Annotated in this window: 20 protein-coding genes; 13 read left to right on the top strand and 7 right to left on the bottom strand. The window is 58.2% G+C overall.

The genetic code is table 11. The features are described from left to right. Positions 1-59: 59 nt before the first annotated feature. The 5 genes from ASC96_RS25040 to ASC96_RS25020 all read right to left on the bottom strand — a co-directional run bounded on the left by ASC96_RS25040 (position 60) and on the right by ASC96_RS25020 (position 4,293). A complete protein-coding gene (locus ASC96_RS25040; RefSeq protein ID WP_060505789.1) occupies positions 60-401 on the bottom strand; it encodes a metalloregulator ArsR/SmtB family transcription factor in 342 nt (113 codons plus the stop codon). Between the two features lie 120 nt (positions 402-521). Beyond that, complete coding sequence (locus ASC96_RS25035; RefSeq protein ID WP_060505788.1) at positions 522-1,265, bottom strand: HugZ family protein; 744 nt, start codon at positions 1,263-1,265, stop codon at positions 522-524. A gap of 83 nt (positions 1,266-1,348) precedes the next feature. After that, complete coding sequence (choV, locus tag ASC96_RS25030; protein WP_060505787.1) at positions 1,349-2,398, bottom strand: choline ABC transporter ATP-binding protein; 1,050 nt, start codon at positions 2,396-2,398, stop codon at positions 1,349-1,351. Then, positions 2,395-3,246, bottom strand: coding sequence for a choline ABC transporter permease subunit (gene choW, locus ASC96_RS25025; RefSeq protein ID WP_037098811.1), 852 nt, complete (start codon positions 3,244-3,246; stop codon positions 2,395-2,397). The genes choV and choW overlap by 4 nt, the downstream gene beginning before the upstream one ends. 99 nt (positions 3,247-3,345) lie before the next feature. Continuing rightward, positions 3,346-4,293 (bottom strand): choline ABC transporter substrate-binding protein, encoded by a 948-nt coding sequence (locus ASC96_RS25020; RefSeq protein ID WP_060505786.1) that lies wholly within the window; start codon positions 4,291-4,293, stop codon positions 3,346-3,348. Between the two features lie 243 nt (positions 4,294-4,536). Between ASC96_RS25020 and ASC96_RS25015 the strand changes: the two genes are divergently transcribed. The 10 genes from ASC96_RS25015 (at position 4,537) to ASC96_RS24970 (ending at position 14,985) form a co-directional block, all read left to right on the top strand. Next, positions 4,537-5,118 carry a thymidine kinase gene (locus tag ASC96_RS25015; protein WP_060505785.1) on the top strand — a complete coding sequence of 194 codons (582 nt, stop codon included), beginning with the start codon at positions 4,537-4,539 and terminating at the stop codon, positions 5,116-5,118. Between the two features lie 101 nt (positions 5,119-5,219). Next, positions 5,220-5,597 carry a cytochrome c family protein gene (locus tag ASC96_RS25010; RefSeq protein WP_060506060.1) on the top strand — a complete coding sequence of 126 codons (378 nt, stop codon included), beginning with the start codon at positions 5,220-5,222 and terminating at the stop codon, positions 5,595-5,597. A gap of 164 nt (positions 5,598-5,761) precedes the next feature. Beyond that, complete coding sequence (locus tag ASC96_RS25005) at positions 5,762-6,850, top strand: hypothetical protein (RefSeq protein ID WP_060505784.1); 1,089 nt, start codon at positions 5,762-5,764, stop codon at positions 6,848-6,850. A 187-nt stretch (positions 6,851-7,037) separates the two neighbouring features. Beyond that, a complete protein-coding gene (locus tag ASC96_RS25000) occupies positions 7,038-8,186 on the top strand; it encodes a hypothetical protein (RefSeq protein ID WP_060505783.1) in 1,149 nt (382 codons plus the stop codon). 3 nt (positions 8,187-8,189) lie between these two features. Then, positions 8,190-10,106, top strand: a complete 1,917-nt coding sequence (locus tag ASC96_RS24995; RefSeq protein WP_060505782.1) for an AAA family ATPase — start codon at positions 8,190-8,192, stop codon at positions 10,104-10,106. A gap of 87 nt (positions 10,107-10,193) precedes the next feature. Beyond that, positions 10,194-10,427: a DUF6290 family protein gene (locus ASC96_RS24990; RefSeq protein WP_060505781.1), complete on the top strand. Its 234-nt coding sequence runs from the start codon at positions 10,194-10,196 to the stop codon at positions 10,425-10,427. Further along, positions 10,411-10,680: a type II toxin-antitoxin system RelE/ParE family toxin gene (locus ASC96_RS24985; RefSeq protein WP_060511745.1), complete on the top strand. Its 270-nt coding sequence runs from the start codon at positions 10,411-10,413 to the stop codon at positions 10,678-10,680. Before ASC96_RS24990 ends, ASC96_RS24985 begins: the two co-directional genes overlap by 17 nt. Before the next feature lie 21 nt (positions 10,681-10,701). Then, complete coding sequence (locus ASC96_RS24980) at positions 10,702-12,003, top strand: DUF6638 family protein (RefSeq protein WP_060505779.1); 1,302 nt, start codon at positions 10,702-10,704, stop codon at positions 12,001-12,003. Next, the gene (locus ASC96_RS24975; RefSeq protein WP_060505778.1) at positions 11,996-13,123 is read left to right on the top strand and encodes a DUF2333 family protein; all 1,128 of its coding nucleotides are present in this window, start codon (positions 11,996-11,998) and stop codon (positions 13,121-13,123) included. The genes ASC96_RS24980 and ASC96_RS24975 overlap by 8 nt, the downstream gene beginning before the upstream one ends. 182 nt (positions 13,124-13,305) lie before the next feature. Continuing rightward, on the top strand, positions 13,306-14,985 hold the full coding sequence (locus tag ASC96_RS24970) for a formate--tetrahydrofolate ligase (protein ID WP_060505777.1): 1,680 nt from the start codon (positions 13,306-13,308) through the stop codon (positions 14,983-14,985). Positions 14,986-15,039: 54 nt separating this feature from the next. Here the strand turns inward: ASC96_RS24970 and ASC96_RS24965 are convergent, their stop codons facing one another. Continuing rightward, entirely contained in the window at positions 15,040-15,549 is a 510-nt protein-coding gene (locus ASC96_RS24965; protein ID WP_060505776.1) for a DUF1993 domain-containing protein, read from the bottom strand. A gap of 117 nt (positions 15,550-15,666) precedes the next feature. Next, positions 15,667-16,542 (bottom strand): extensin family protein, encoded by an 876-nt coding sequence (locus ASC96_RS24960; RefSeq protein ID WP_060505775.1) that lies wholly within the window; start codon positions 16,540-16,542, stop codon positions 15,667-15,669. Positions 16,543-16,919: 377 nt separating this feature from the next. Here ASC96_RS24960 and ASC96_RS24955 point away from each other — a divergent pair, with 377 nt between their 5' ends. The 3 genes from ASC96_RS24955 to ASC96_RS24945 all read left to right on the top strand — a co-directional run bounded on the left by ASC96_RS24955 (position 16,920) and on the right by ASC96_RS24945 (position 20,301). Further along, complete coding sequence (locus ASC96_RS24955) at positions 16,920-18,968, top strand: TonB-dependent receptor (RefSeq protein ID WP_244482309.1); 2,049 nt, start codon at positions 16,920-16,922, stop codon at positions 18,966-18,968. A 79-nt stretch (positions 18,969-19,047) separates the two neighbouring features. After that, positions 19,048-19,482: a MarR family winged helix-turn-helix transcriptional regulator gene (locus ASC96_RS24950; protein WP_060506059.1), complete on the top strand. Its 435-nt coding sequence runs from the start codon at positions 19,048-19,050 to the stop codon at positions 19,480-19,482. Positions 19,483-19,557: 75 nt separating this feature from the next. Beyond that, the gene (locus ASC96_RS24945) at positions 19,558-20,301 is read left to right on the top strand and encodes an SDR family NAD(P)-dependent oxidoreductase (protein ID WP_060505773.1); all 744 of its coding nucleotides are present in this window, start codon (positions 19,558-19,560) and stop codon (positions 20,299-20,301) included. The last annotated feature ends 55 nt before the right edge of the window (positions 20,302-20,356 follow it).

Genomic DNA, 20,356 nt, shown 5'->3' with positions numbered 1-20,356 from the left:
AGATGACAAGCCGGCGAGCGGCGAGACAGGACGGGGCCGGCAAGCGGCCCCGATCCGTATCAGGCGGTACGGCGCTGCGCGACCTTTTCAACCGCGCTGGTATCGTCGCCGTAGATTTCCTTCAAGGTTTTCAGAACTTTCAGTACTGCATCCGAAGAACTTGAATAATAGATCGTCTGAGCATCTCTACGGGTAGTCACGAGATTTTGGGCACGCAGCTTCGAGAGATGTTGCGACAGGGCAGATTGGCTGAGGCCGACCTGGTTTGCCAAGGCGCCAACGGCCATCTCTTCGTTCACAAGTGAACTGAGAATCAGCAGACGCTTTGGGTTGGCCATAGCCGACAGAAACTCCGCAGCTATTTCAGCCTTGCCGTGTTTCTGAGGAGAGATCGTTTGCATTCCATACTCCATGCGAAGTTCACATCACGCTTGGTTATGAATGTGAATAAGGGATAATTAGACGTGATGAATAAAAGGACAACTGCCTACTGCAAGAAATCGGGGTAAAAGTTCCCGTATTTAACGGTAAAGTTTTACCAGTGTGTCCCGTAACTCCCCTTTGGATTGCAGTGGGGCGTCGTATTCCAGTCGCTTGAGTTGATCGCCCGACACCAGATCGACCCCGCTGGCATCGAGACCGCAGATTTTCCAACCGGTTCCTTTTGCCTTGCAATAGAGCGCGGCATACTTGCTGGCTGCATCGGAGTGGTCGGAATTCATGTGGTCGATCGCGCCTGCTTCCATTGCGGCGAGATCGTCGATTGCCGGGGAACGGATCATCAGATCCTCGCCACTCAGGACATAGGCACGGCCAAAGCCGCCATTCATGCTGGCCTTGATTGGCATGAGGCGGAAGAATGCGAAATCTGGAAAGTCGACATAGAGCTGGGCCTTCGGATGGCGGCGGATGAAGCGCTCGCGGATACGGGCGTGAGCGTTGCCATTGCGCTCGACCTTTTCCGCTTCACATTGAACCGTCAGCCGCGCATGGGCGAGTGGATCACCCTTGCCGATTTCGCCGGTCAAGAGTGAGCAGCGCTGGTCTGCGGACAGGGCCTGCGTGTGGGCCGACAGGGCGGAAACCAGGATGACCGGCGTGCCATCGGTATCGATACCGACAAGCACACGGCTGACAAAGGGGAAACCGCCGCTGTCTGGCTCGATCACCGCAATGGCGGCACTGCGCGCGGAGCGCAGGATGATGCGGGCAAGCTTGCGCGCCTCGTCATCGGTTTCGCGCAGAACGGAAGGTTTGTCGGCCATAAGGTTGCCTCTTGTCTTGAATGCCAAACGCCCGGACATGTGTTGCCCGGGCGTCCTTTATAGCGACATCATGAGCAGAACAGTCAACTTTTGTTGCGATGCCGTGTCAGGCCTTCCACGACGTTCTGCGCATTGATTGTGCCGACGATGGCGCCGTTGTCGACGACGCCGATGCTGCCGGGCTGGCGCGACATCGCATCGAGGATGTCGATCAGCGGGGTGGTCGGTTTGGCTGTTGCCGAGACACCGGCCGCAGGCGCCGTGCGGCTGACGCCCTGGCTCATGACGTCCATCGCCGTCAGCATGGTGATCGGGTTCATGTGCTGGACGAAATCGGCAACATACTGGTTGGCCGGATTCTTGACGATATCTTGCGGCGTTCCGCACTGGATGATGCGTCCGCCTTCCATGATGGCGATGCGGTTGCCGATGCGGAAGGCTTCGTCGAGATCGTGGCTGACGAACAGGATGGTCTTCTTCAGACGCCGCTGGAATTCCAGCAACTCGTCCTGCAGGCGGGTGCGGATCAGCGGATCGAGTGCCGAGAACGGCTCGTCCATCAACAGGATCGGCGCACCAGTGGCAAAGGCCCGGGCAAGGCCGACGCGCTGCTGCATGCCGCCGGAAAGCTCCTTGACCTGACGTCCGGCCCATTTCGTCAGGTTGACCAGTTCCAGCTGTTCGGCAACGCGCTCCTTGCGTTCCTTGTCCGGCACGCCGGCCAATTCCAGCCCGAAGCCGACATTGTCTTCCACTGTGCGCCAGGGCAGGAGAGCAAACTGCTGGAACACCATCGAGACATCGTGCATGCGGAAGTCGCGCAGCGATTTCGCGCTGGTTTTATACGGATTGATTCCGCCGTGCCGGGTCTTTACCTGGACTTCACCGCGCACCACTGGCGCCAGTCCGTTGACGGCGCGCAAAAGGGTCGATTTGCCCGAGCCGGAGAGCCCCATCAGCACCAGGATTTCGCCTTCGGTGATCGTCAGCGACGCATCGGCGACACCGAGCACCAATCCGGTCGCAGCGCCGATCTCGTCGCGCGTCTTGCCCTGATCGACCATGGCGATGGCCGCTTCCGGCTTGTTGCCGAAGATGATATCGACATTCTTGAAAACGACGGCCTCGGTCATGCGCCTTCTCCTTCATCGGACGAACGGAACAGGCGATCGAGAATGATCGCGAGGATGACGATACACAGGCCGGATTCGAAACCCATGGCGATGTTGACGGTGTTCAGCGCCCGCACGACCGGTACGCCAAGACCGGCAGCGCCGACCAGCGCCGAGATGACCACCATCGACAGCGACAGCATGATGGTCTGGGTGAGGCCAGCCATGATCTGCGGCATGGCAAAGGGTAATTCGATCTTGCGCAGCACCTGCGATGGCGTCGCGCCAAACGAGACAGCCGCTTCCACCAGCGAGGGCGGGGTGGAAATGATGCCGAGGCGTGTGAGCCGGATCGGCGCCGGAATGGCGAAGATGACAGTGGCGATCAGGCCCGGCACCATGCCGAGGCCGAACAGCACGAGGGCAGGGATCAGGTAGACGAAGGTCGGGATGGTCTGCATCAGGTCGAGGATCGGCCGCATCACCGCGTAGACCCAGGCGCGCCGGGCGGCGGCGATGCCGAGCGGAATGCCGACGGCCATTGAGACGGCACTGGCGGCCAGCACCAGCGCCAACGTTTCCGTCGTTGCCTTCCAGTAGCCGAGATTGATGATCAACAGCAGGCCGAACAGCGTGAACAGGGTAACGCCGATCGAGCGGCGGAAATAGTAGGAAAGGGCGGTGACGATGGCCACGACGATCAGCGGATGTGGCGTCTGCAGAACCCAAAGGATCGCATTCACCACGCCGGCCAGGATCGCGGATACCTGGTCGAAAAAGCCGGTAAAATTGGTGGTGAGCCAGGTGAAGAAACTCTTCGCCCAGCCGCCGATGGGGATGCGTCGATCAGGGTTGGTTAGCCATTCCACGGGAAAATCGCCTGGTTCTTGGTGCCAATGATAGGAGCGGAAGCGCGTGGTTTGCGCTTAAAAAAAGGCGGGGACGAAGCCCCGCCTTATATATGCCGGTCAGAGACCGAGCGCGGTCTTGACCGCCGGCAATCCTTCAGCACCATCCTTGGTGGTGACACCTGCGAGCCAGGGGTCGATTGCTGTCGGGTTGGCCTTCAGCCACTCATTGGCCGCTGTTTCCGGATCTTTGCCGTCGTTGAGGATCTTGCCCATGATCTCGTTTTCCATCGGTAGCGAGAACTTCAGGTTGGTGATCAGCTTGCCGACATTCGGGCATTCGGTGGCGTAGCCGGCGCGCACGTTGGTGAAGATGGTCGCTCCGCCGAGGTTTGGTCCGAAGATGTCGTCGCCACCCGTGAGATAAGTCAGCTTGAAGTTGGAGTTCATCGGGTGGGGTTCCCAGCCGAGGAAAATGACGGGTGTGCCATCCTTTTCGGCACGGGCGACCTGCGCCAGCATGCCCTGCTCGGAGGATTCGACGACTTCAAAGCCTTTCAGGCCGAATGTGTCCTTGTCGGTCATGTCGATGATCAGGCGGTTGCCGTCGTTGCCGGGCTCGATACCGTAAATCTTGCCGTCAAGTTCGGCCTTGTGGGCGGCGATATCCTTGAAATCCTTGATGCCGAGTTCGGCACCCTTGGCATTGGTCGCCAGCGTGTACTTGGCGCCCTCAAGATTCGGGCCGAACGATTCGACCGACTTGTCGTTGAGGAAGGGGCGGACGTCGGCTTCCTGTGTCGGCATCCAGTTGCCGAGGAAGACGTCGATGTCCTTGTTCTTGAGCGATTGATAGGTGACAGGAACGGAGAGAACCTTGATGTCCGTCTGATAGCCAAGGCCTTTGAGGACGGAGGAAACGGTCGCCGTGGTCGCGGTGATATCCGTCCAGCCGACATCGGCGAAACGGACGGTGCCACAGCTTTCGGGCTCGGCGGCATAGGCCGATGTCAGCGCGCTCAGCGATACGGCTGCGGTCAGCATGAATTTCAATGTCAGTCTGCTCATTGTGATTATTCCCCTGCCTTTTGATTTTAGCCAATCACCAAATGTCCGCCAATTCAAGCGCCCTGGTGTTGCCTTGAGTGTATTGGGACATTCGCTGGACACGCCCGCCTAAAGCGACGTGATATGTCGCATTGCTCATGTTCTGGCGCCCGCCGTCGATTTTCTGTGACTTTCGCGCTTGCGCTCTGGTCTTCCCCGCTTTGTCTGTTCATGAACAACCAACAGCATACAGAAGAGGACGCCATGGCAAAACTGTATTTCAGCTACGCCACGATGAACGCAGGCAAATCGACCATGCTCCTGCAGGCGTCGTACAATTATCGCGAACGTGGCATGCGCACGGTGATCCTGATTGCGGCCTTTGATGACCGGGCCGGCCAGGGCCGGGTGTCCTCGCGGATCGGATTGAGCGAGGACGGCATTGCCTTCACCCATTCCGACGACCTCTACGCTCTGATCGAACGCCTGCATGCCGAGGAAACGATCGCCTGTGTCTTTGTCGACGAAGCGCAGTTTCTCGGCGAGGATCAGGTCTGGCAGTTGGCGCGCATTGCAGACCGGATCGGCATTCCCGTGATGGCCTATGGTCTGCGCACCGATTTCCAGGGTAAGCTGTTTCCCGGTTCGATGGCGTTGCTCGCCATCGCCGACGAAATGCGCGAAGTGCGAACCATCTGCCATTGCGGCCGCAAGGCGACCATGGTGGTGCGTTTGGATGGGGCCGGAAATGTCGTCCGGGAGGGCGCGCAGGTCGAAGTTGGCGGCAATGAAAAATATGTCGTCTATTGCCGCCGTCACTGGGAAGACAAGATGAACGAAGCGTGAGGCGGACTATCGCCGGGCGGGGGCGGCGTGCCATGATGGCATCCTTGCCTTAGCGTTCCGGGAAATCGTCCATGCTTCTCTCTCAGTCTCTTCCCTTGTCCATGCGTTTCGCTTCATTCGGCCTCTTTCTCTGTCTTGGAACAAGTGTCGCGCAGGCCGCAGGCAATGCCGAGGCCGGCGCTCAGGTCTTCAAGAAATGCGGCGCCTGTCACACCGCGACCGAGCCGATGAACCGTGTCGGCCCAAGCCTGATGGGCATCGTGGGCCGTCCGGTCGCTGCCTTTGCGGGCTACAGCTATTCCAGCGCCATGACGGCATTTGGCGCGGATGGCAAAGTCTGGGACGAGGAGAGGCTGTCGGAATATCTGCTTAGCCCGAAGGCAATGGTGCCGGGTACCAAGATGTCTTTCCCCGGTTTGAGAAAGCCGCAGGAGATCGAGGACATCCTTGCCTATCTGAAGACCGCAGTGGCGCAATAGGAGCGGCGTTCCGGCCATTGTCCCGCTTCAAAGCGATTTACGGTTTAAAATCCGTCGATTGTACACTTGTTCTTCAAATTGCCGCTCCCATTATATAAGCTGATGTCATGACTGAATAATTTGGCGACGCGGCGCGTCTGCACCGGAGCAACCAGGGGGAACCGATGGCGACACTTCAGAATTTTGAGAGCGAAATCGAGAAAACCCGCGGCATCGTCGAGCAGATGCGCGGCAAGATGAACCAGTCGGCCGTCGTGCTCGACCAGTTCGCCAAATCCGACACCACACTGGGCGACGCCAATTTCGACATCGAGAATGCCCGCATCCAGGACGTCATCAACCAGCAGAAGGTGATGGAAGGCAATATTGCCGACCTGATCATCGGCCTGGAAGACGCCACCAATGCCTTCGGCTCCGAATTCGAGAGCATGAAGAGCTATACCGGCTATGAGAAATTCATCGGCATCTTTTCCAAGCAGAGTGCCCAGCGCATGCGCACCGACCGTGTCCGCAACATGTCGCTGGCCGGAAACCTGCAGGAATTGCTGGCCAAGTCCGACACCATCGTCGGCATCCTCAAGGAACAGAAGAGCGTTCTCGACCAGCGCTACAAGACTTCGGAGGCAAGCCTGTTGCAGGTGATCGAGCGGCGCAAGGCCACGATGGCCAACCTGCAGGAAACCCAGAAGCGCATCGAGGAACTCAACCCGATGCTGATGGACATTGAAAACAAGATTGCCGCCTCGACCGACCAGATCTCCCGCACCCAGCTTGAGGGCGAGCGTTCGGTTCTGGCGACGGAATATAACGAGAAGCAGGCGAAGGAGCAGGAACTGCTGGCGGAAAGCCAGACATACGAGCGCTACACCTCGATGTTCCAGACTTTCGTCGATTCACTCAATAACCAGATCGCCGCGCAGAACACGCTGATCAACAAGCTGACCATCGATACCGAGCAGCGCATCGTGCTGTACAAGGCGCTGGAAGATTCCTTGAAGACGGCTGCCCAGCAGGATGTTGCCCACAAGATCAACACGCTTGGCAGCCAGGTCGATACGGCGGCGGAAGAAACCATGGCCGGTATCGGCTCGGCCTCGCAGCGCCATATCGGCGATCTCCTGGAAATGCACGAGAAGAACATGCTCTCGACCCAGGACATCCAGCGCCGCAAGAAGCTTGCCGACGATGCCTTTGCGCGCCGGTTCCAGGCCGTGATGGACAAGCACAATTCGGCGAATTACGTGAAGCAGTAGTGCAGCGCATGCCGGCTGCTCACCATGGCATCAAGCCCCTCACCCTAACCCTCTCCCCGCACGCGGGGAGAGGGGACTACGGAGTTTGCCGCTTATCCCTTCTCCCCGTAAACGGGGAGAAGGTGGCCGACAGGCCGGATGAGGGGCTTTACGCCGCACAAAGAGCATTGTTGTTGAGACAACCATCATGAATGCCGCATCCGAAGGTCCCGTCGGCCAGTACTTCGCGTCCATCCGGGCAGCGCTCGCTGGCCTTGAAATCTTCCTCGGGGACCGCAACTCGCCGCTTTATCGCGATACGGTGGTCGGCGAGGTCGTCATTCCCTACCTGTCACGGCTGAAGGCGTCCTTTTCCTGCTGGGAAAACCGGATCGGTTTCATCGAGCAGTTCCGGATCTCGCGGGCCGAAAGCGGCTTTCCGGTGTTCCAGAATGTCCTGGAACTGGAAAACGACAGGCAGTCGGCGGAAAAGCGGCTGGCCGGTATTCCCGCGGCCGATGCACTGCGCCAGGAAATGGCCGATTTCATCCTGCGGCAGAAGGCCTTTCCGGGTGAACTGCAGTCACGCATGGCCGAGCGGCTCTATCTCGAGCAGATCGGCAAGGGCGATATTTTTTCACCCTTCATCATGCCTGAGACCATCCGTGTCGGCGTCAATCCGAAGACCATGCGGCCCTATTATGTCGTCTGTTGGGGCGCGTTTGACGGAACAAGCACCTTGCCGATGGTCTATATGTCGGTGATCGAGGATTCGTCGGAAAAGATCATCAAGCTTCTGGTGACGCCGGATGGCAAGCTCAATCCCGATACGGATATCCCGCTGCCGATCGGCGGATTGCTCAATCCGGATCTTGCCAGCCGTTTCGACGATTTCGCGCTGAAGAACAGCGCCTATTCGCTGACACCGGTGACGATCGCCACCAATCTCGACAAGGATTTCGAGGAGCTGCATCCCAAGCAGTTGCGGCGCATCGTGCTTGGGCCGTTCTATTCGGCCGGAATTACCGAGAACAATGCCAAGATCAACGACATCCTGTCGAAGGTCCGCAAGACCGAAAATGCGTGGCTGTTGACGTGGACGGTGCAGGAGGTGTTCTCCAAGGCGGAACGGCCGGCCCAGAGGGGCTTCTTCTCATCGACGCCGGCATCGGAAGAATTCCATATCGATACCGACAATCTCGAGGCGACGCGCATGGGTGTCAGTTCCTACGAGAAACACGCACTGGTGCCGCACGACGCCTATCAGGCGCTTTATGCTGCCGGAGACGCTGCAGCGATTTTTGGTGACTACAAGGTGCATGTGATTTCCGGAAACCAGGTCATCAGCGAGGTCTAGACAATGTCACTGAACGCGGGCTTGACGACGCTGCACGAGGACGACATCGCCAAACATCTGGCGGTGGCACAAGGTCTGGTCACCCGGCTCATTCTTCTGGAGGCAGACGATCCGGCTGCGGCTACGGCATTGGCTGGAACGGGCCGCCGCTTTGTCTCGACCGTTTCAACCGGCGGACAGCGCCGCACCCGCGAGGTCGAGCTGACGAAGACCATCCAGTCGATCCGCTCCGCTGACCCGCTGATGTCTCCCGCGCAGCACGCCTTGCTCTATCGTTCACGGCGCGGATTGCAGGTGGCGCTGGCGGTTGCCGACGTGTTTGCCCGCCAGACCAATCTGGAAGGCTTGCAGTCGCGCAATGCGACAGCACCGCTATCCGGCGAGGACGCCAACCAGTTCAAGGCGCTTCTGTCTGCTTCCGCCTATATCGCCGCCTTCACTTTCGCCGCCTATCTCGGCGCGACGCTTGCCGGTGAGGGCGAGCCGGTCGAGGATGGCAACGAGCCGGATTTTCTGTTCGATACGCCGCAGGATGCGTTGAAGAGCATGATCTCTGCGCTCGACAAGACGATTGCCGGGGCGCCGGATGATGTCGCCCTGACCAGCCGGGCGCGCGCCTTTGCCCGTGTTGCCATCGAAGGCCTGATCGGCCGCAAGGCGCGGTTCACCGGGCTTGCCAGCTTCGAGAATGTGCATATCCGTCTCGATCAGGACGACTTCACGCTGAACGGTTTCGATGTTGCGCCAGGCGCCAAGCGCGCGCCGCTGGTGATGACCTTCAAGAAGCCGGAAGAGATCATCGGCAACCATATTGCCAAGTATCAGGCGCTGAAGCTTGCCAAGATGCTGATGGCCTATGACTTCGACCGGCAGATGAACCCGTTTGTCGAGCTTGGCGGCTTTCTCTTCACCTTCATCGGCGACGGCATGCCGGGCACTGGCAAGACCATTCTTATCCAGATGCTGGCGGGTCTGCTCAACGACTACTGCGAGATCGCCGGTTACGCCTTCCACTACGAGAATTTCGGCGTCGACCAGATTTCCTCCTATCAGGGAAAATCCGGCCAGAACTGCAAGGCCTTCGTCAACAATGTCATCAATCCGCGCGCCATCGGCTTCGGCACGATCGACGATGTCGATCAGGTGGCCGCCAAGCGTTCCGATGATCGCGCCTCGGCCGGACAGCACGAGGTGACGGCGGTGTTGATGGAGAGCTTTGCGGGCGCCTCGACGGTGATCCGCGGCAATTGCACCTTCGGCATGTTCTCCAACTATCCGGAGAATGTCGACGACGCGCTGCGCCAGCGCGCCGGTGCCCGCTGGCTGGTGGATGGGCCGCAGTCGGAAGGCGACTATATCGACATCTTCGCCATGCTGGTTGGCAAGAACCACAAGATCCCGCTGGGTGAACACCAGCTGTTTGCCGGGCAGGAAATCAAGAAGGCCGTGTCACAATCCTATGCCGAACATGCCCGCCCGAAGGAGGAGGGGCTGCTGGCCGTCTGGGAACGCCACGAAAAGGAAGAGGGCAAGATCGAGACGTTGGCCGATGTCGGCTCCTATCTGCACATGATCAAGGAGGCCGAGCCGCGCTTCACCGGCCGGGCGATCAAGAACATCACCGATGCAGTCAAGATGCGGGCGATGGACGTGGACCTGCCGGACGATTGGTTTGCGACGCCGGAAGCCTTCATGCACAAAGCCTATGACGAGAAGAAAGCCATGATCGAAACCCTCCGCGGCCCGATCACGCTCGAGATGGTCATGCAGGAAATCAACCGCTATGCCGACAGCGAGTTCCGCTACACCGACAAATCCGACGATGCAGCTGTCACCGACATCATCCGCCGCGAACGCCAAAGGGAGAAGGCCATCCGTGAGATCGAGGCCATGAAGGCTGACGGGCGCTGGCAGGGATAGGCGAAATGCAACCACGTTTTGCTCGTTATGGCAATTAAGACATAGTCGTGCTACATGGTATACACGTATCCCATATGGAAATTCATCATGGCTAAGCAAACAGCAATCCGTCTTCCTGACGAGACTTACGAAAGATTGCAGGCGCTTGCGGCTCGCACAGGGCGGACGGCGACGTTTTACATCCGGCAGGCGATCGAGGAACATCTCGAAGATCTCGAAGATATCTATATGGCAGAACAGGTGTTGGGAAAATTAGCGCGCGGTGAGACACGCACCTACACTCTGGAAGAAGTTGAGAGGAAACTTGGCTTGGACGATTGAGCTGACGGACGAGGCGCTCCGGCAGCTTGAAAAGATGGGACGTTCCAATGCTGTTCGAATCCGGGAGTATTTGCGAAAGCGTGTTGCAACGCTCGATAATCCGCGCTTGCTGGGAAAACCGTTGCAAGGTGGTGCGCTTGGCCATCTCTGGCGATACAGGGTTGGTGATTTCCGGATTTTGTGCGAGCTGCGAGACACGCAGCTTATTGTCCTCGTTGTTGAGATTGGGCATCGACGTGAAATTTACAGGTGATCAGCCCATGGTCTTGACCGCATGAAACGCCTCCTCGAAGCCGAACTGATTTACGGACGCCTGCTCGATATTTCCGAGCCGCATCTGATTGCGCGTTATAACAAGGCGTTGCAGGGCTTTGGCCTGCGCCCGACGTCTCTGCCGTCCTTCCAGATCGACATGACCGGGTTTTCGCCTGAAATCGCCGATGAACTTGGCGACCGCGATTATCTCGACCCCAACCGCGTCAACCGCCGCTTCATCATCATGACGCCGGACCAGGAAGAACTGCCGGTCGTTCATACCAGCTTTTCCAACACCGCTGGATTGATGCACGAGTTTTTCGGCGCCAACCGGCGGGCGATCAATGCGGTGACGATCAAGGATGCGCTGTACGGCGAGATCGAGGATTCCGTATCGGTCGTCAATGATATCGATGACCTCTTGTCGATCAATGAGGTCCGTTTTCGCGTCCTGTCGGCCGAGGACATGCTCGGCAAGGCGGCCGAATTGCGCTCGCTTGTCGACCGGTTGAAGACGGTGCCGACGGCCTGGGCCGATGATGCGCTGCTTAACCGGATGGTCGAACTGGCAAAGGTGACCGGCGATATCCGTGAGAATGCGCTTGTGCCGGACAAGCTGGTGTTCCGCCACGATGCATTCTGGGCCAATCATTTCGGCGGCGTCTATGTCTTCCTGGATGAAAAGACCACGACCGTGATCTGCGATCCTTCGGTGCCGGGCTTTCGCCGTTCACGTCCGTGGCAGGTCGGTTATATCAGCCTGTCCGACCATCAGCGCATCTATGAGTTCCTGGCCTCCACCAACCGGCTGCAATTGCCGCAAGCGTCCTGGGTACAGGATTCCGGCCTCTATCAGCATCGGGCCGACATGATCCTGCGCAGCCTGGTTAATCAGGCGGACCCAACGACGGATATCAACGCGATCGATTCAATCTGGTTGCAGACCTGGCTCCACCGCAATTCGGCGCTGGTCGCCTCGGATGGAACCTATCCGTTCCTGCAAACGATGATCCGGACGATTTCGGCGTCGGGCAGCATCAAGATGCAGGATGTAAGCCCTGAGAACCGCTTTCTGCTGGTGCGAGCCTCGCCCAATCATCCGGACCAATGGCTGACCAACCGGCTGATCTCGCAGCTCTGCCCGAGTGATTTCGTTTCCCGCTTCGTCTTTGACAAGCAGGGGTTTTATACGGCCTATGAACATTACAGCGAAAAGTTCAGGGAATATGTTGTCGCGACACTGACCAGCACATATCTCATGGACAAGGTGGCGTTCCGCAAACGCCTTTATGGCCTCAAGGAGGATAACACGAATGCTTGATCCGATCGTTGCGTTTTTCCAGCGTGTGTTTGCAGCGATCGGCCGGGGTATTGGCCTGGCGGTGTCCTGGATTCTTTTTCCCTTCATGGCGGTTGCAAATTGGTACAGAGGGCGCGCGTGGATCATCAAGGGTCCGATCGGTCTTGGTCTCCTGGTTTTGATCGCACTCTACGGCTATTTCATCTGGCAGACGCAGGTCTGGACCAATTTCGATCCTGACTATCCCAACCGGTACAATCTTGCTGAGCGCAAGAATGATGCAGGCCTTCCGGTCAAGGTCGCCGCTGGCCAGACGGCGCCGGCCAATGCCTGCGAGCGTTCGGCCATCGTCGATGTCACCGCCGATCTGATCGACTACAATGTCAACCAGAATGCGTGGATCTCGTCCATGGTGCTCTACAAAGCCGGCCTGTTCGGGATGGACTGGGACCGCACGCCATGGCTCGACAACAAGGCGTCGTTCCAGCGCGGCGTCAATGAAGCCGTCCGCCGCACCACTGTCGAACTGGTCGATTCACTGGTGCGTATGCGCGGTACCTCCGGCATCAATCCGCAGTTGCAGAGCGTGCGCAGCAAGATGCAGTACGAGGAAACCAACTGGTATTTCGGCCTGTCACCCTTCGGCTTCCTGACGCCGACGCCGACGCAGTATCGTGCTGCCTTGAAGGACCTTCGCGGGTTCAACGATCAGCTGGCCACGTGCGCTGCCACCTTCGATGCCCGCGCTGACAATTTCCTCGAATTCATGGACCGCGTTTCGAGCTCGATCGGCAGCACGTCTGCCATGCTGCGCGAGCGTTCCGAGAACTTCAACGGCGGCTGGTTCGATACGCGGGCCGACGACCGGTTCTGGTTCGCCTACGGTCAGCTTTACGGCTACTACGGCATCCTGACGGCAACCGGCGCAGACTTTGACGGGGTGATCAACCAGCGCGGTCTGGCGCCAATCTGGAATGAAAGCATCAAGCAGATGCGTGCTGCCCTGCGCATCCAGCCGCTGATCATCTCCAATGGCCAGGAAGATGGCTGGATCATGCCGACCCATCTGGCAACGCTCGGCTTTTATGTTCTCAGGGTTCGCTCGAACCTCGTTGAAATGCGCGACATTCTGGCGCGCTGAGCCTTTTCACTTGTTTGGAGACGGAGGAACGCTGTTCCTCCGTCTTTTTCGTTTGTTCTTTCAGAAAATCGCCAGATTTTGCGTTTTTCGCCGCCATTTCTCAACAAAATGATGGAAAGCGCCTTCGGTTCACGCTCATATGCTCTCAGACCAAGAAAAAGGTGGAACGGGAGAGACACCATATGGCCGATGTGAAGTCTGATATCGAAATTGCCCGCGCAGCGACGAAAAAACCGATCCTCGAAATCGGCGCCAAGCTTGGAATTCCACCCGAACATCTGCTTCCTTACGGCCACGACAAGGCAAAGATCGGCGCCGAGTTCATTGCGCAGCAGAAAGGCCGCCCGGATGGCCGGCTGATCCTGGTGACGGCGATTAATCCAACGCCGGCTGGTGAGGGCAAGACCACCACCACGGTTGGCCTTGGTGACGGCCTCAACCGTATCGGCAAGAAGGCGGTCGTCTGTATCCGCGAAGCATCGCTTGGTCCGTGTTTCGGGGTCAAAGGTGGAGCTGCCGGCGGCGGCTATGCGCAGGTGGTGCCGATGGAGGACATCAACCTGCATTTCACAGGCGACTTCCACGCCATCACGTCGGCCCACAATCTTCTGTCGGCGTTGATTGATAACCATATCTACTGGGGCAACGAGCAGAATATCGATATCCGCCGTGTTGCCTGGCGCCGCGTGATGGACATGAACGACCGTGGCCTTCGCCATATCGTTGGTTCGCTTGGCGGCGTTGCCAACGGCTTTCCACGTGAGACCGGCTTCGACATCACCGTTGCCTCGGAAGTCATGGCGATCCTGTGTCTTGCCACCGATCTCAAGGACCTTGAAAAACGCCTTGGCGACATCATCATCGCCTATAGGCGCGACAAGACGCCGGTCTTTGCCCGCGATATCAAGGCGGATGGGGCAATGACCGTGTTGCTCAAGGATGCGATGCAGCCGAACATCGTCCAGACGCTGGAAAACAACCCGGCCTTTGTCCATGGCGGCCCGTTCGCCAATATCGCCCATGGCTGCAACTCGGTGGTGGCGACGACGACGGCGCTGAAGCTTGCCGATTATGTCGTCACCGAAGCCGGGTTCGGCGCTGACCTCGGGGCCGAAAAATTCTTCGACATCAAGTGCCGCAAGGCAGGGTTGAAGCCGGATGCTGCGGTGATTGTTGCAACGGCCCGCGCAATGAAGATGAATGGCGGCGTCAAGAAGGAGGATCTCGGGCAGGAGAATGTCGAGGCCGTCAAGAAGGGCTGCTCCAATCTCGGCCGCCATATCCAGAACGTCAAGAAATTCGGCGTTCCGGTGGTGGTGGCGATCAACCATTTCACACTGGATACCGAGGCCGAGATCAAGGCGATCAAGGACTATGTCGCGACGCTCGGTGCCGAGGCGGTTCTGTGCAGGCACTGGGCGGAGGGCTCTGCCGGCATCGAAGATCTGGCCCGCAGGGTCGTGGCGCTGGCCGAGAGCGGCCATTCGCAGTTCTCGCCGCTCTATCCCGATGATATGTCGCTGTTCAAGAAGATCGAGACGATTGCCAAGGATATCTATCACGCCGATGCCGTCATCGCCGACAAATCGGTGCGCGACCAATTGCGAACCTGGGAAGAGCAGGGCTACGGCCACCTGCCGGTCTGCATGGCCAAGACCCAGTATTCGTTCTCGACAGACCCGAACCTGCGTGGCGCGCCGACCGGCCATACCGTCCCCATCCGCGAGGTCCGGTTGTCCGCAGGTGCGGGTTTCATCGTTGTCATCACTGGCGAGATCATGACCATGCCAGGCCTGCCGAGAGTGCCTTCTTCAGAGAAAATCTTTCTCAATGAAGACGGCTATATCGAGGGGCTTTTCTAGCGAAAATCCGGCGGACCGTTGCTCCCTGCAGCGATCCGCCAGGCCATTCTCTGGTCAGCTGTAAGGGCCGAGAAAATCGACCTTGCCGACGGCCACGCCCTGGTTGCGGAGGATGTCGTGGGCTGTCGTGACATGGAAAAAGAAATTCGGCAGGGCGAATTTCAGCACATAGTCGTCACCGGGAAACGTGAAGCTGAGCTTGCCGAACGTGACAGTGATTTCCCTGGTATCGCTGGCCTCGAGATCCGACGGCTTTACTGTTTCCAGGTAGGCGATCGTCTTGGCGATGCGTTCGCGAAGTTCGCCGAAATTTGTCTCGTTATCTGGGAAACTGGGCGCTGCCACGCCAATCAGGCGGCCGATGGTATTTTTCGACGTATCGCTGACACGCTGGATCTGGGCGGAAAGCGGTAGCATGTCCGGCGCGAGGCGGGCGTTGAACAGGTTGTCCAGCGGCATCTTTTTCTCGGCGGCGTAGGATTCGGCCTTGTCGAGCAGGCCGGCGAGAACGTTAAGCCCGCGAATGAAGACGGGGACGGACAATTTGAACATGGAAACGGACATGAGAAATCCTTTGAACGGGTGCCGTTGATGGTCCGGATATCCTGAGCAGATGGGGCGGGACGAAGCCTTGGGCAAGATGCTGCATTGCTGATCTCCGGCCAATTTTGAAGGGTGCGCTTAACGGCAGTAACGGTACCCGCCCTTGCGCTCGATCACGTCGAAATGTAGGTGGTTTTCGTGGGCTTCGTCGCTGCCTGGGTCGAGCACGGTTTCGAAATAGAGGCAGCCGGTTGCCGTCACCGCCCGCTGGAAGGCGCCGGCCAATGTCGAATCTTCGTCACGCGGCTGGATCTCGATCGATTTTCCGTTTTTGAACGTGAAGGAGGCGATGTCGATGGCGTTGCCGCGTGCATGTTCGGAAATCTTTCCGGTCGCCGCATTGTTGCGCAGGCGGCAGATATAGCTCGAGGCTTGGTTGATGGTGGTCAGCTCTCCCTCGCTTTCGAGTGCAACCCTGGCTGCGGGCAAGACTGCGTCCTTGGTCCATCGCGCCAGTTCCAGCGCCGTTTCACAGCGCATCTTGCCTTCCGGTTTCAACGTAATGCCCGGCAGTACGGCCGATAGCGTCAATGGCTTGTCGATACCGCACCCCTTGCCATCGTCTATTCGCGGTTCTTCCTTGAAGACGGCGCCAATGGCCTTCAGGTCGGCAAGGCAGGTGGCATATTCCTTGTCGTCCTCGGGCTTGATGGTCAGAACGGGTTCCGGCGCCGGTTTCACCTGCGGTTGAACGGTTTCAGGCTTTATGTCTGCAGGAATTTCCTCACCGGCTGGCGCCTTTTCATCAATCTTTGCCTGCGGTTTTTTCTCCGGTTTGACCTCTGGGGTCACCTCGGATTTCGCTTCGGGTTTTTCCTGCGGTATCACAACCTTCCCGCCTTGTTTAGTTTCAGTCGCTGCTGGTTTTTCCTCTGGGAGCGGACCTTTTTCAGGAAGACCGGCGCTTGCCAGCAGGACGGCGGAGAGGAGAGGGGCGAGGAAACGAAGAGGCATTGACGGTCTCCGGTTCTGCCGGGACGGCAGGGGTTCGAATTCACAACGCATTCGGCTGCAAAAGGGTTGCATGGAAGCCCCAGGGACCGGATCGTTGCCAAATCGAAACACATAATCGTGGGCAAGTCAGAATCTGACAAAAGTAAGACAATTATTTGTTGACAATAAGTGTCATGTTTTTTAACCGATGCATACAAGCAGCCCATTACAACTGCTCCCAAATGCTTCGACGCCATACCCAGCCAGCCCCTTGAGCGAATGCCTCAGCAGCCAGCCCGGTGACTTTATCAAAGGATTGATTCATGATTACCCGGCATCACTGCGCGGCTCTTTTGGCATGCGCGGCGTTTTTGACGCTTTCTCCTGCAGGCCACGTCTTGGCGCAAACTCCAGAGGAGTTGGCCGCGCTGAAGAAGAAGGCGGAGGAAACCGCACCGGCCGGTGAGGCGACTTATCTGAAGACCATCACCGCGACGGGCGGCAAAACGGGCCGTGACCCCTATTCGACACCGGCTGCCACCAGCACCATCACTGCCGATGAAGTCGAGCAGTTCGGCAACAGGAACATCGACGATGCCCTGCGTGCAACGCCGGGGACTTTTACCCGTGACAACCCGCAGAACCCGGGTCTCGCCGTCAATATTCGCGGTCTCGAAGGATCCGGCCGCGTCAATATGATGATCGATGGTGTACGCCAGAATTTCCGGTTCACAGGCCATGAGGCTCAGGGCTTTGCCTATATCGATCCAGCGTTCATCAGCGGTATCGATATTTCGCGTGGTGCAGTGTCCGGCGTTGGTGGGGCAGGGGCCTTGGCAGGTGCTGCCAATATGCGCACCTATAACATCGAAGACCTGTTGACGGATGGCAAAAACTACGGCGGCTTTGCCACGGCGTCCTTCGGCAGCAACCGGTCCGGCTGGTCGGAATCGGCGCTCGGCGCCTACCGGGTCAATGACAGCATTGCCTTCCTCGGCGGCATCAGCAAGAAGGATCCCGGCAATTACAAGAACGGCAATGGTGAGGTCGTCCCCTACACTGAATCCGACCTGATCTCCGGTATTTTCAAAACCGAGATCACGCCGAACGACGAGCATTCGCTGAAGCTCAGCGGCATTCTCTACAACAATGATTTCATCGCCAATTCCTATGACCAGACAATCAACGCGCAGACCTACAGCGCCAATTATGCCTATACACCCGGCAACGACCTGATCGATTTCCGCGCCAACATTTACTACAACGACATCAAGATGAAATATGACCAAAGCCCGATGATCCCAGGCGGTGGTTCGGCGGCCGGCCGTGTCGTCGACGACAAGGGTTTTGGCTTTGACGTCTCCAATACGTCTAACTTCGATCTCGGCGCGGTCGCCGTCACATCGAACTATGGCGTTGAATATTTCTCCGACGATTACGATGTGGTGAACAGCAGGCTGGCGCCGAGTTCCGGTGTCAACGGCAGCGGCAAGAGTTCGACGACGAGTGTCTTCAACTCGACCAAGCTGACCTATGGCATGGCCGATCTGACGCTGGGCCTGCGTTACGATCGTTTCGATCTCAAGGGCAATGGCCAGGTTTCCGCCGGCAATCCCCTCGGCATGCCGGCTGGCCCTTACTCGGTAGACAGTTCCGAAGGCCGTCTTAATCCGAGCGTCACCTTCGCGCTCAATCCGGTGGATTGGCTGCAGCCCTATGTCAAATACGCCGAGACCTCGCGTGGCCCGACCGTCAATGAGACCTTCGTCGGTGGAACGCATCCGGGCGGCGGCGCACCACAGTTCTTCTTCCCCAATCCGTTCCTTGAACCGGAAATCTCCAAGGGCTGGGAAATCGGCGCCAATATCAAGGTGGACGACCTGTTGACAGCCGGCGACAGTTTCCGCTTCAGGGCCGACTACTTCAATAACGATGTCGACAATTACATCACTGCAAACTTCATTGGTGGTACACATTTCGCCAATGTTCCCGGGACCACCAAGGTGCAGGGCATCGAACTGGAAGGCGCCTATGACGCCGGTTTCGTGTTCGCCAACGTTTCCTACACCCACACGGAATCCGATCTGCCTTCCCAGGTGAACGGTTTTGGTGCGCAGAGCTATTTGCCGGATGACATCTTCACGGCGACGCTTGGCGCGCGCTTCCTCGAAGATCATCGCCTGACGGTCGGCGGCCGCCTGTATGCGGTCAGTGAAAGCTATATCGGCGAAGTCAATGTCGCTCCGGGTCAATCACCTTATCAGGACGGCTACGAGCTGGTCGATATCTTCACCAACTACAAGTTCAAGAACGGTTTCGAGGTAACCGCCAGTGTGCTGAACGTCTTTGACAAGGAATATACGCCGGCTCTCAGCACTTCGCCGAGCATCACGGTCGACACCGGTCGTGGACGGACCTTCCTGCTGACGGCAAAGGCAACGTTCTAATCTCTGAATGAAGAAGGCGGCTTGAAAGGCCGCCTTCTTTTTTATTGACAAAGTGCATATGCACATATACGTTTTCGTCATGAAAACACAATCGTCCATCACCGTCTGCAACTGTTTCGCCATTCGCCAGGCTGCCCGTTTCGTGTCGCAGCTTTATGAGCGGCATTATGCACGGGCAGGGATCACGGCGGCACAATTCTCTTTGCTGGTCTACATCGCCGAAGCGGGAAAGGCCGGAATGGCAGAGATGGCCGAAGCGATGGTGATGGATCGCACAACATTGGTGCGCGCCCTGAAGCCGCTGGAACGCGACGGTTATGTCACCAGCGAACCGGAAGGCAAAGGATCGCGCAAGCTCTTGCTGGCGCTCTCAGCCAGCGGGCAGCAGAAGCTGTCGGAAGGCGTCGAATGCTGGCATGCCGCGCAGGCGGAGTATGTGGAATTGGTCGGAGCCGAGCGCGCTAACAATCTGCGGGAGATGCTTCTCGCCATCCCGTCCGGAAAGGCCGCCTGATAACCCAAAGCCGGGCTTTCTCCGGCTTTTTTAGTAAGCAATATAGTGCATATGCACATATCAAAGGAAGAAATGATGCCTCAGAAAATCGAAAATGCCGTCGCTCTCGTCACCGGTGCCAATCGTGGTATCGGCCGCGAATTCGTTGCCGAACTGCTGCGCCGCGGAGCCAGAAAAATCTATCTCGGCGCCCGCGATCCGGCTTCGCTTGCGGATCTCGTTGCACTTGATCCCGCGCGTCTCGTACCGCTGAAACTGGATGTGACCAACCCTGCCGATGTGGCTGAAGCCGCCAAGGCGGCGTCCGATGTGACCTTGCTGATCAACAATGCCGGCTTTGCCGGCGGGCAGGGGGTTATTTCTGCGCCGGATATTTCGATCGCCCGGCAGGAAATGGACGTGAACTATTTCGGCGTGCTGTCTCTGTCGAAGGCTTTTGCGCCCATCCTTGCTAAGGTTTCTCAAAGCAGCATCGTGAACGTCCTGTCCTTTCTGTCTCTGGTGACGCTGCCATCGGCCGGCACCTATTCGGCATCGAAGGCCGCAGGTCTTGCGGCCAGCCGCTCGATCCGGGCGGAGCTGCTTGGCCAGGGAACGCAAGTTGTCGTCACCATGCCGGTGCAGGTTGATACCGATATGGGCCGCAGTTTGCCGGAGCCCCGCCTGAAGCCGTTGGATGTCGTCAGCGAAACGCTCGATGCGGTCGAGGCTGGCATCGAGGAGGTTTTCCCGGGCGAACTGACCCGTTCGGTTGCGGCAGCGTTTGCGGCTGATCCGAAGGGCGTGCAGGCGCATATGTCCACCCGGCTTCCGGCATAAGATGCAGAAGGGCGCGGCGGAAATCGCATCTCCATTTTTCCGCCGACGCCCGCTT

Source organism: Rhizobium sp. Root1204 (assembly GCF_001424965.1).
In the GTDB taxonomy this organism is placed as follows: domain Bacteria; phylum Pseudomonadota; class Alphaproteobacteria; order Rhizobiales; family Rhizobiaceae; genus Pararhizobium.
The sequence above is the reverse complement of the archived record's forward strand: the minus strand, read 5'-3'. Positions and strand labels throughout refer to the sequence as shown.

What these genes read in the sequence shown, in the direction of transcription:
- ASC96_RS25040 (WP_060505789.1), bottom strand. Translation starts at nt 401, where the DNA reads ATGCAAACGATCTCTCCTCAGAAACACGGCAAGGCTGAAATAGCTGCG.
- ASC96_RS25035 (WP_060505788.1), bottom strand. Translation starts at nt 1,265, where the DNA reads ATGGCCGACAAACCTTCCGTTCTGCGCGAAACCGATGACGAGGCGCGC.
- choV (WP_060505787.1), bottom strand. Translation starts at nt 2,398, where the DNA reads ATGACCGAGGCCGTCGTTTTCAAGAATGTCGATATCATCTTCGGCAAC.
- ASC96_RS25020 (WP_060505786.1), bottom strand. Translation starts at nt 4,293, where the DNA reads ATGAGCAGACTGACATTGAAATTCATGCTGACCGCAGCCGTATCGCTG.
- ASC96_RS25015 (WP_060505785.1), top strand. Translation starts at nt 4,537, where the DNA reads ATGGCAAAACTGTATTTCAGCTACGCCACGATGAACGCAGGCAAATCG.
- ASC96_RS25010 (WP_060506060.1), top strand. Translation starts at nt 5,220, where the DNA reads ATGCGTTTCGCTTCATTCGGCCTCTTTCTCTGTCTTGGAACAAGTGTC.
- ASC96_RS25005 (WP_060505784.1), top strand. Translation starts at nt 5,762, where the DNA reads ATGGCGACACTTCAGAATTTTGAGAGCGAAATCGAGAAAACCCGCGGC.
- ASC96_RS25000 (WP_060505783.1), top strand. Translation starts at nt 7,038, where the DNA reads ATGAATGCCGCATCCGAAGGTCCCGTCGGCCAGTACTTCGCGTCCATC.
- ASC96_RS24995 (WP_060505782.1), top strand. Translation starts at nt 8,190, where the DNA reads ATGTCACTGAACGCGGGCTTGACGACGCTGCACGAGGACGACATCGCC.
- ASC96_RS24990 (WP_060505781.1), top strand. Translation starts at nt 10,194, where the DNA reads ATGGCTAAGCAAACAGCAATCCGTCTTCCTGACGAGACTTACGAAAGA.
- ASC96_RS24980 (WP_060505779.1), top strand. Translation starts at nt 10,702, where the DNA reads ATGAAACGCCTCCTCGAAGCCGAACTGATTTACGGACGCCTGCTCGAT.
- ASC96_RS24975 (WP_060505778.1), top strand. Translation starts at nt 11,996, where the DNA reads ATGCTTGATCCGATCGTTGCGTTTTTCCAGCGTGTGTTTGCAGCGATC.
- ASC96_RS24970 (WP_060505777.1), top strand. Translation starts at nt 13,306, where the DNA reads ATGGCCGATGTGAAGTCTGATATCGAAATTGCCCGCGCAGCGACGAAA.
- ASC96_RS24965 (WP_060505776.1), bottom strand. Translation starts at nt 15,549, where the DNA reads ATGTCCGTTTCCATGTTCAAATTGTCCGTCCCCGTCTTCATTCGCGGG.
- ASC96_RS24960 (WP_060505775.1), bottom strand. Translation starts at nt 16,542, where the DNA reads ATGCCTCTTCGTTTCCTCGCCCCTCTCCTCTCCGCCGTCCTGCTGGCA.
- ASC96_RS24950 (WP_060506059.1), top strand. Translation starts at nt 19,048, where the DNA reads ATGAAAACACAATCGTCCATCACCGTCTGCAACTGTTTCGCCATTCGC.
- ASC96_RS24945 (WP_060505773.1), top strand. Translation starts at nt 19,558, where the DNA reads ATGCCTCAGAAAATCGAAAATGCCGTCGCTCTCGTCACCGGTGCCAAT.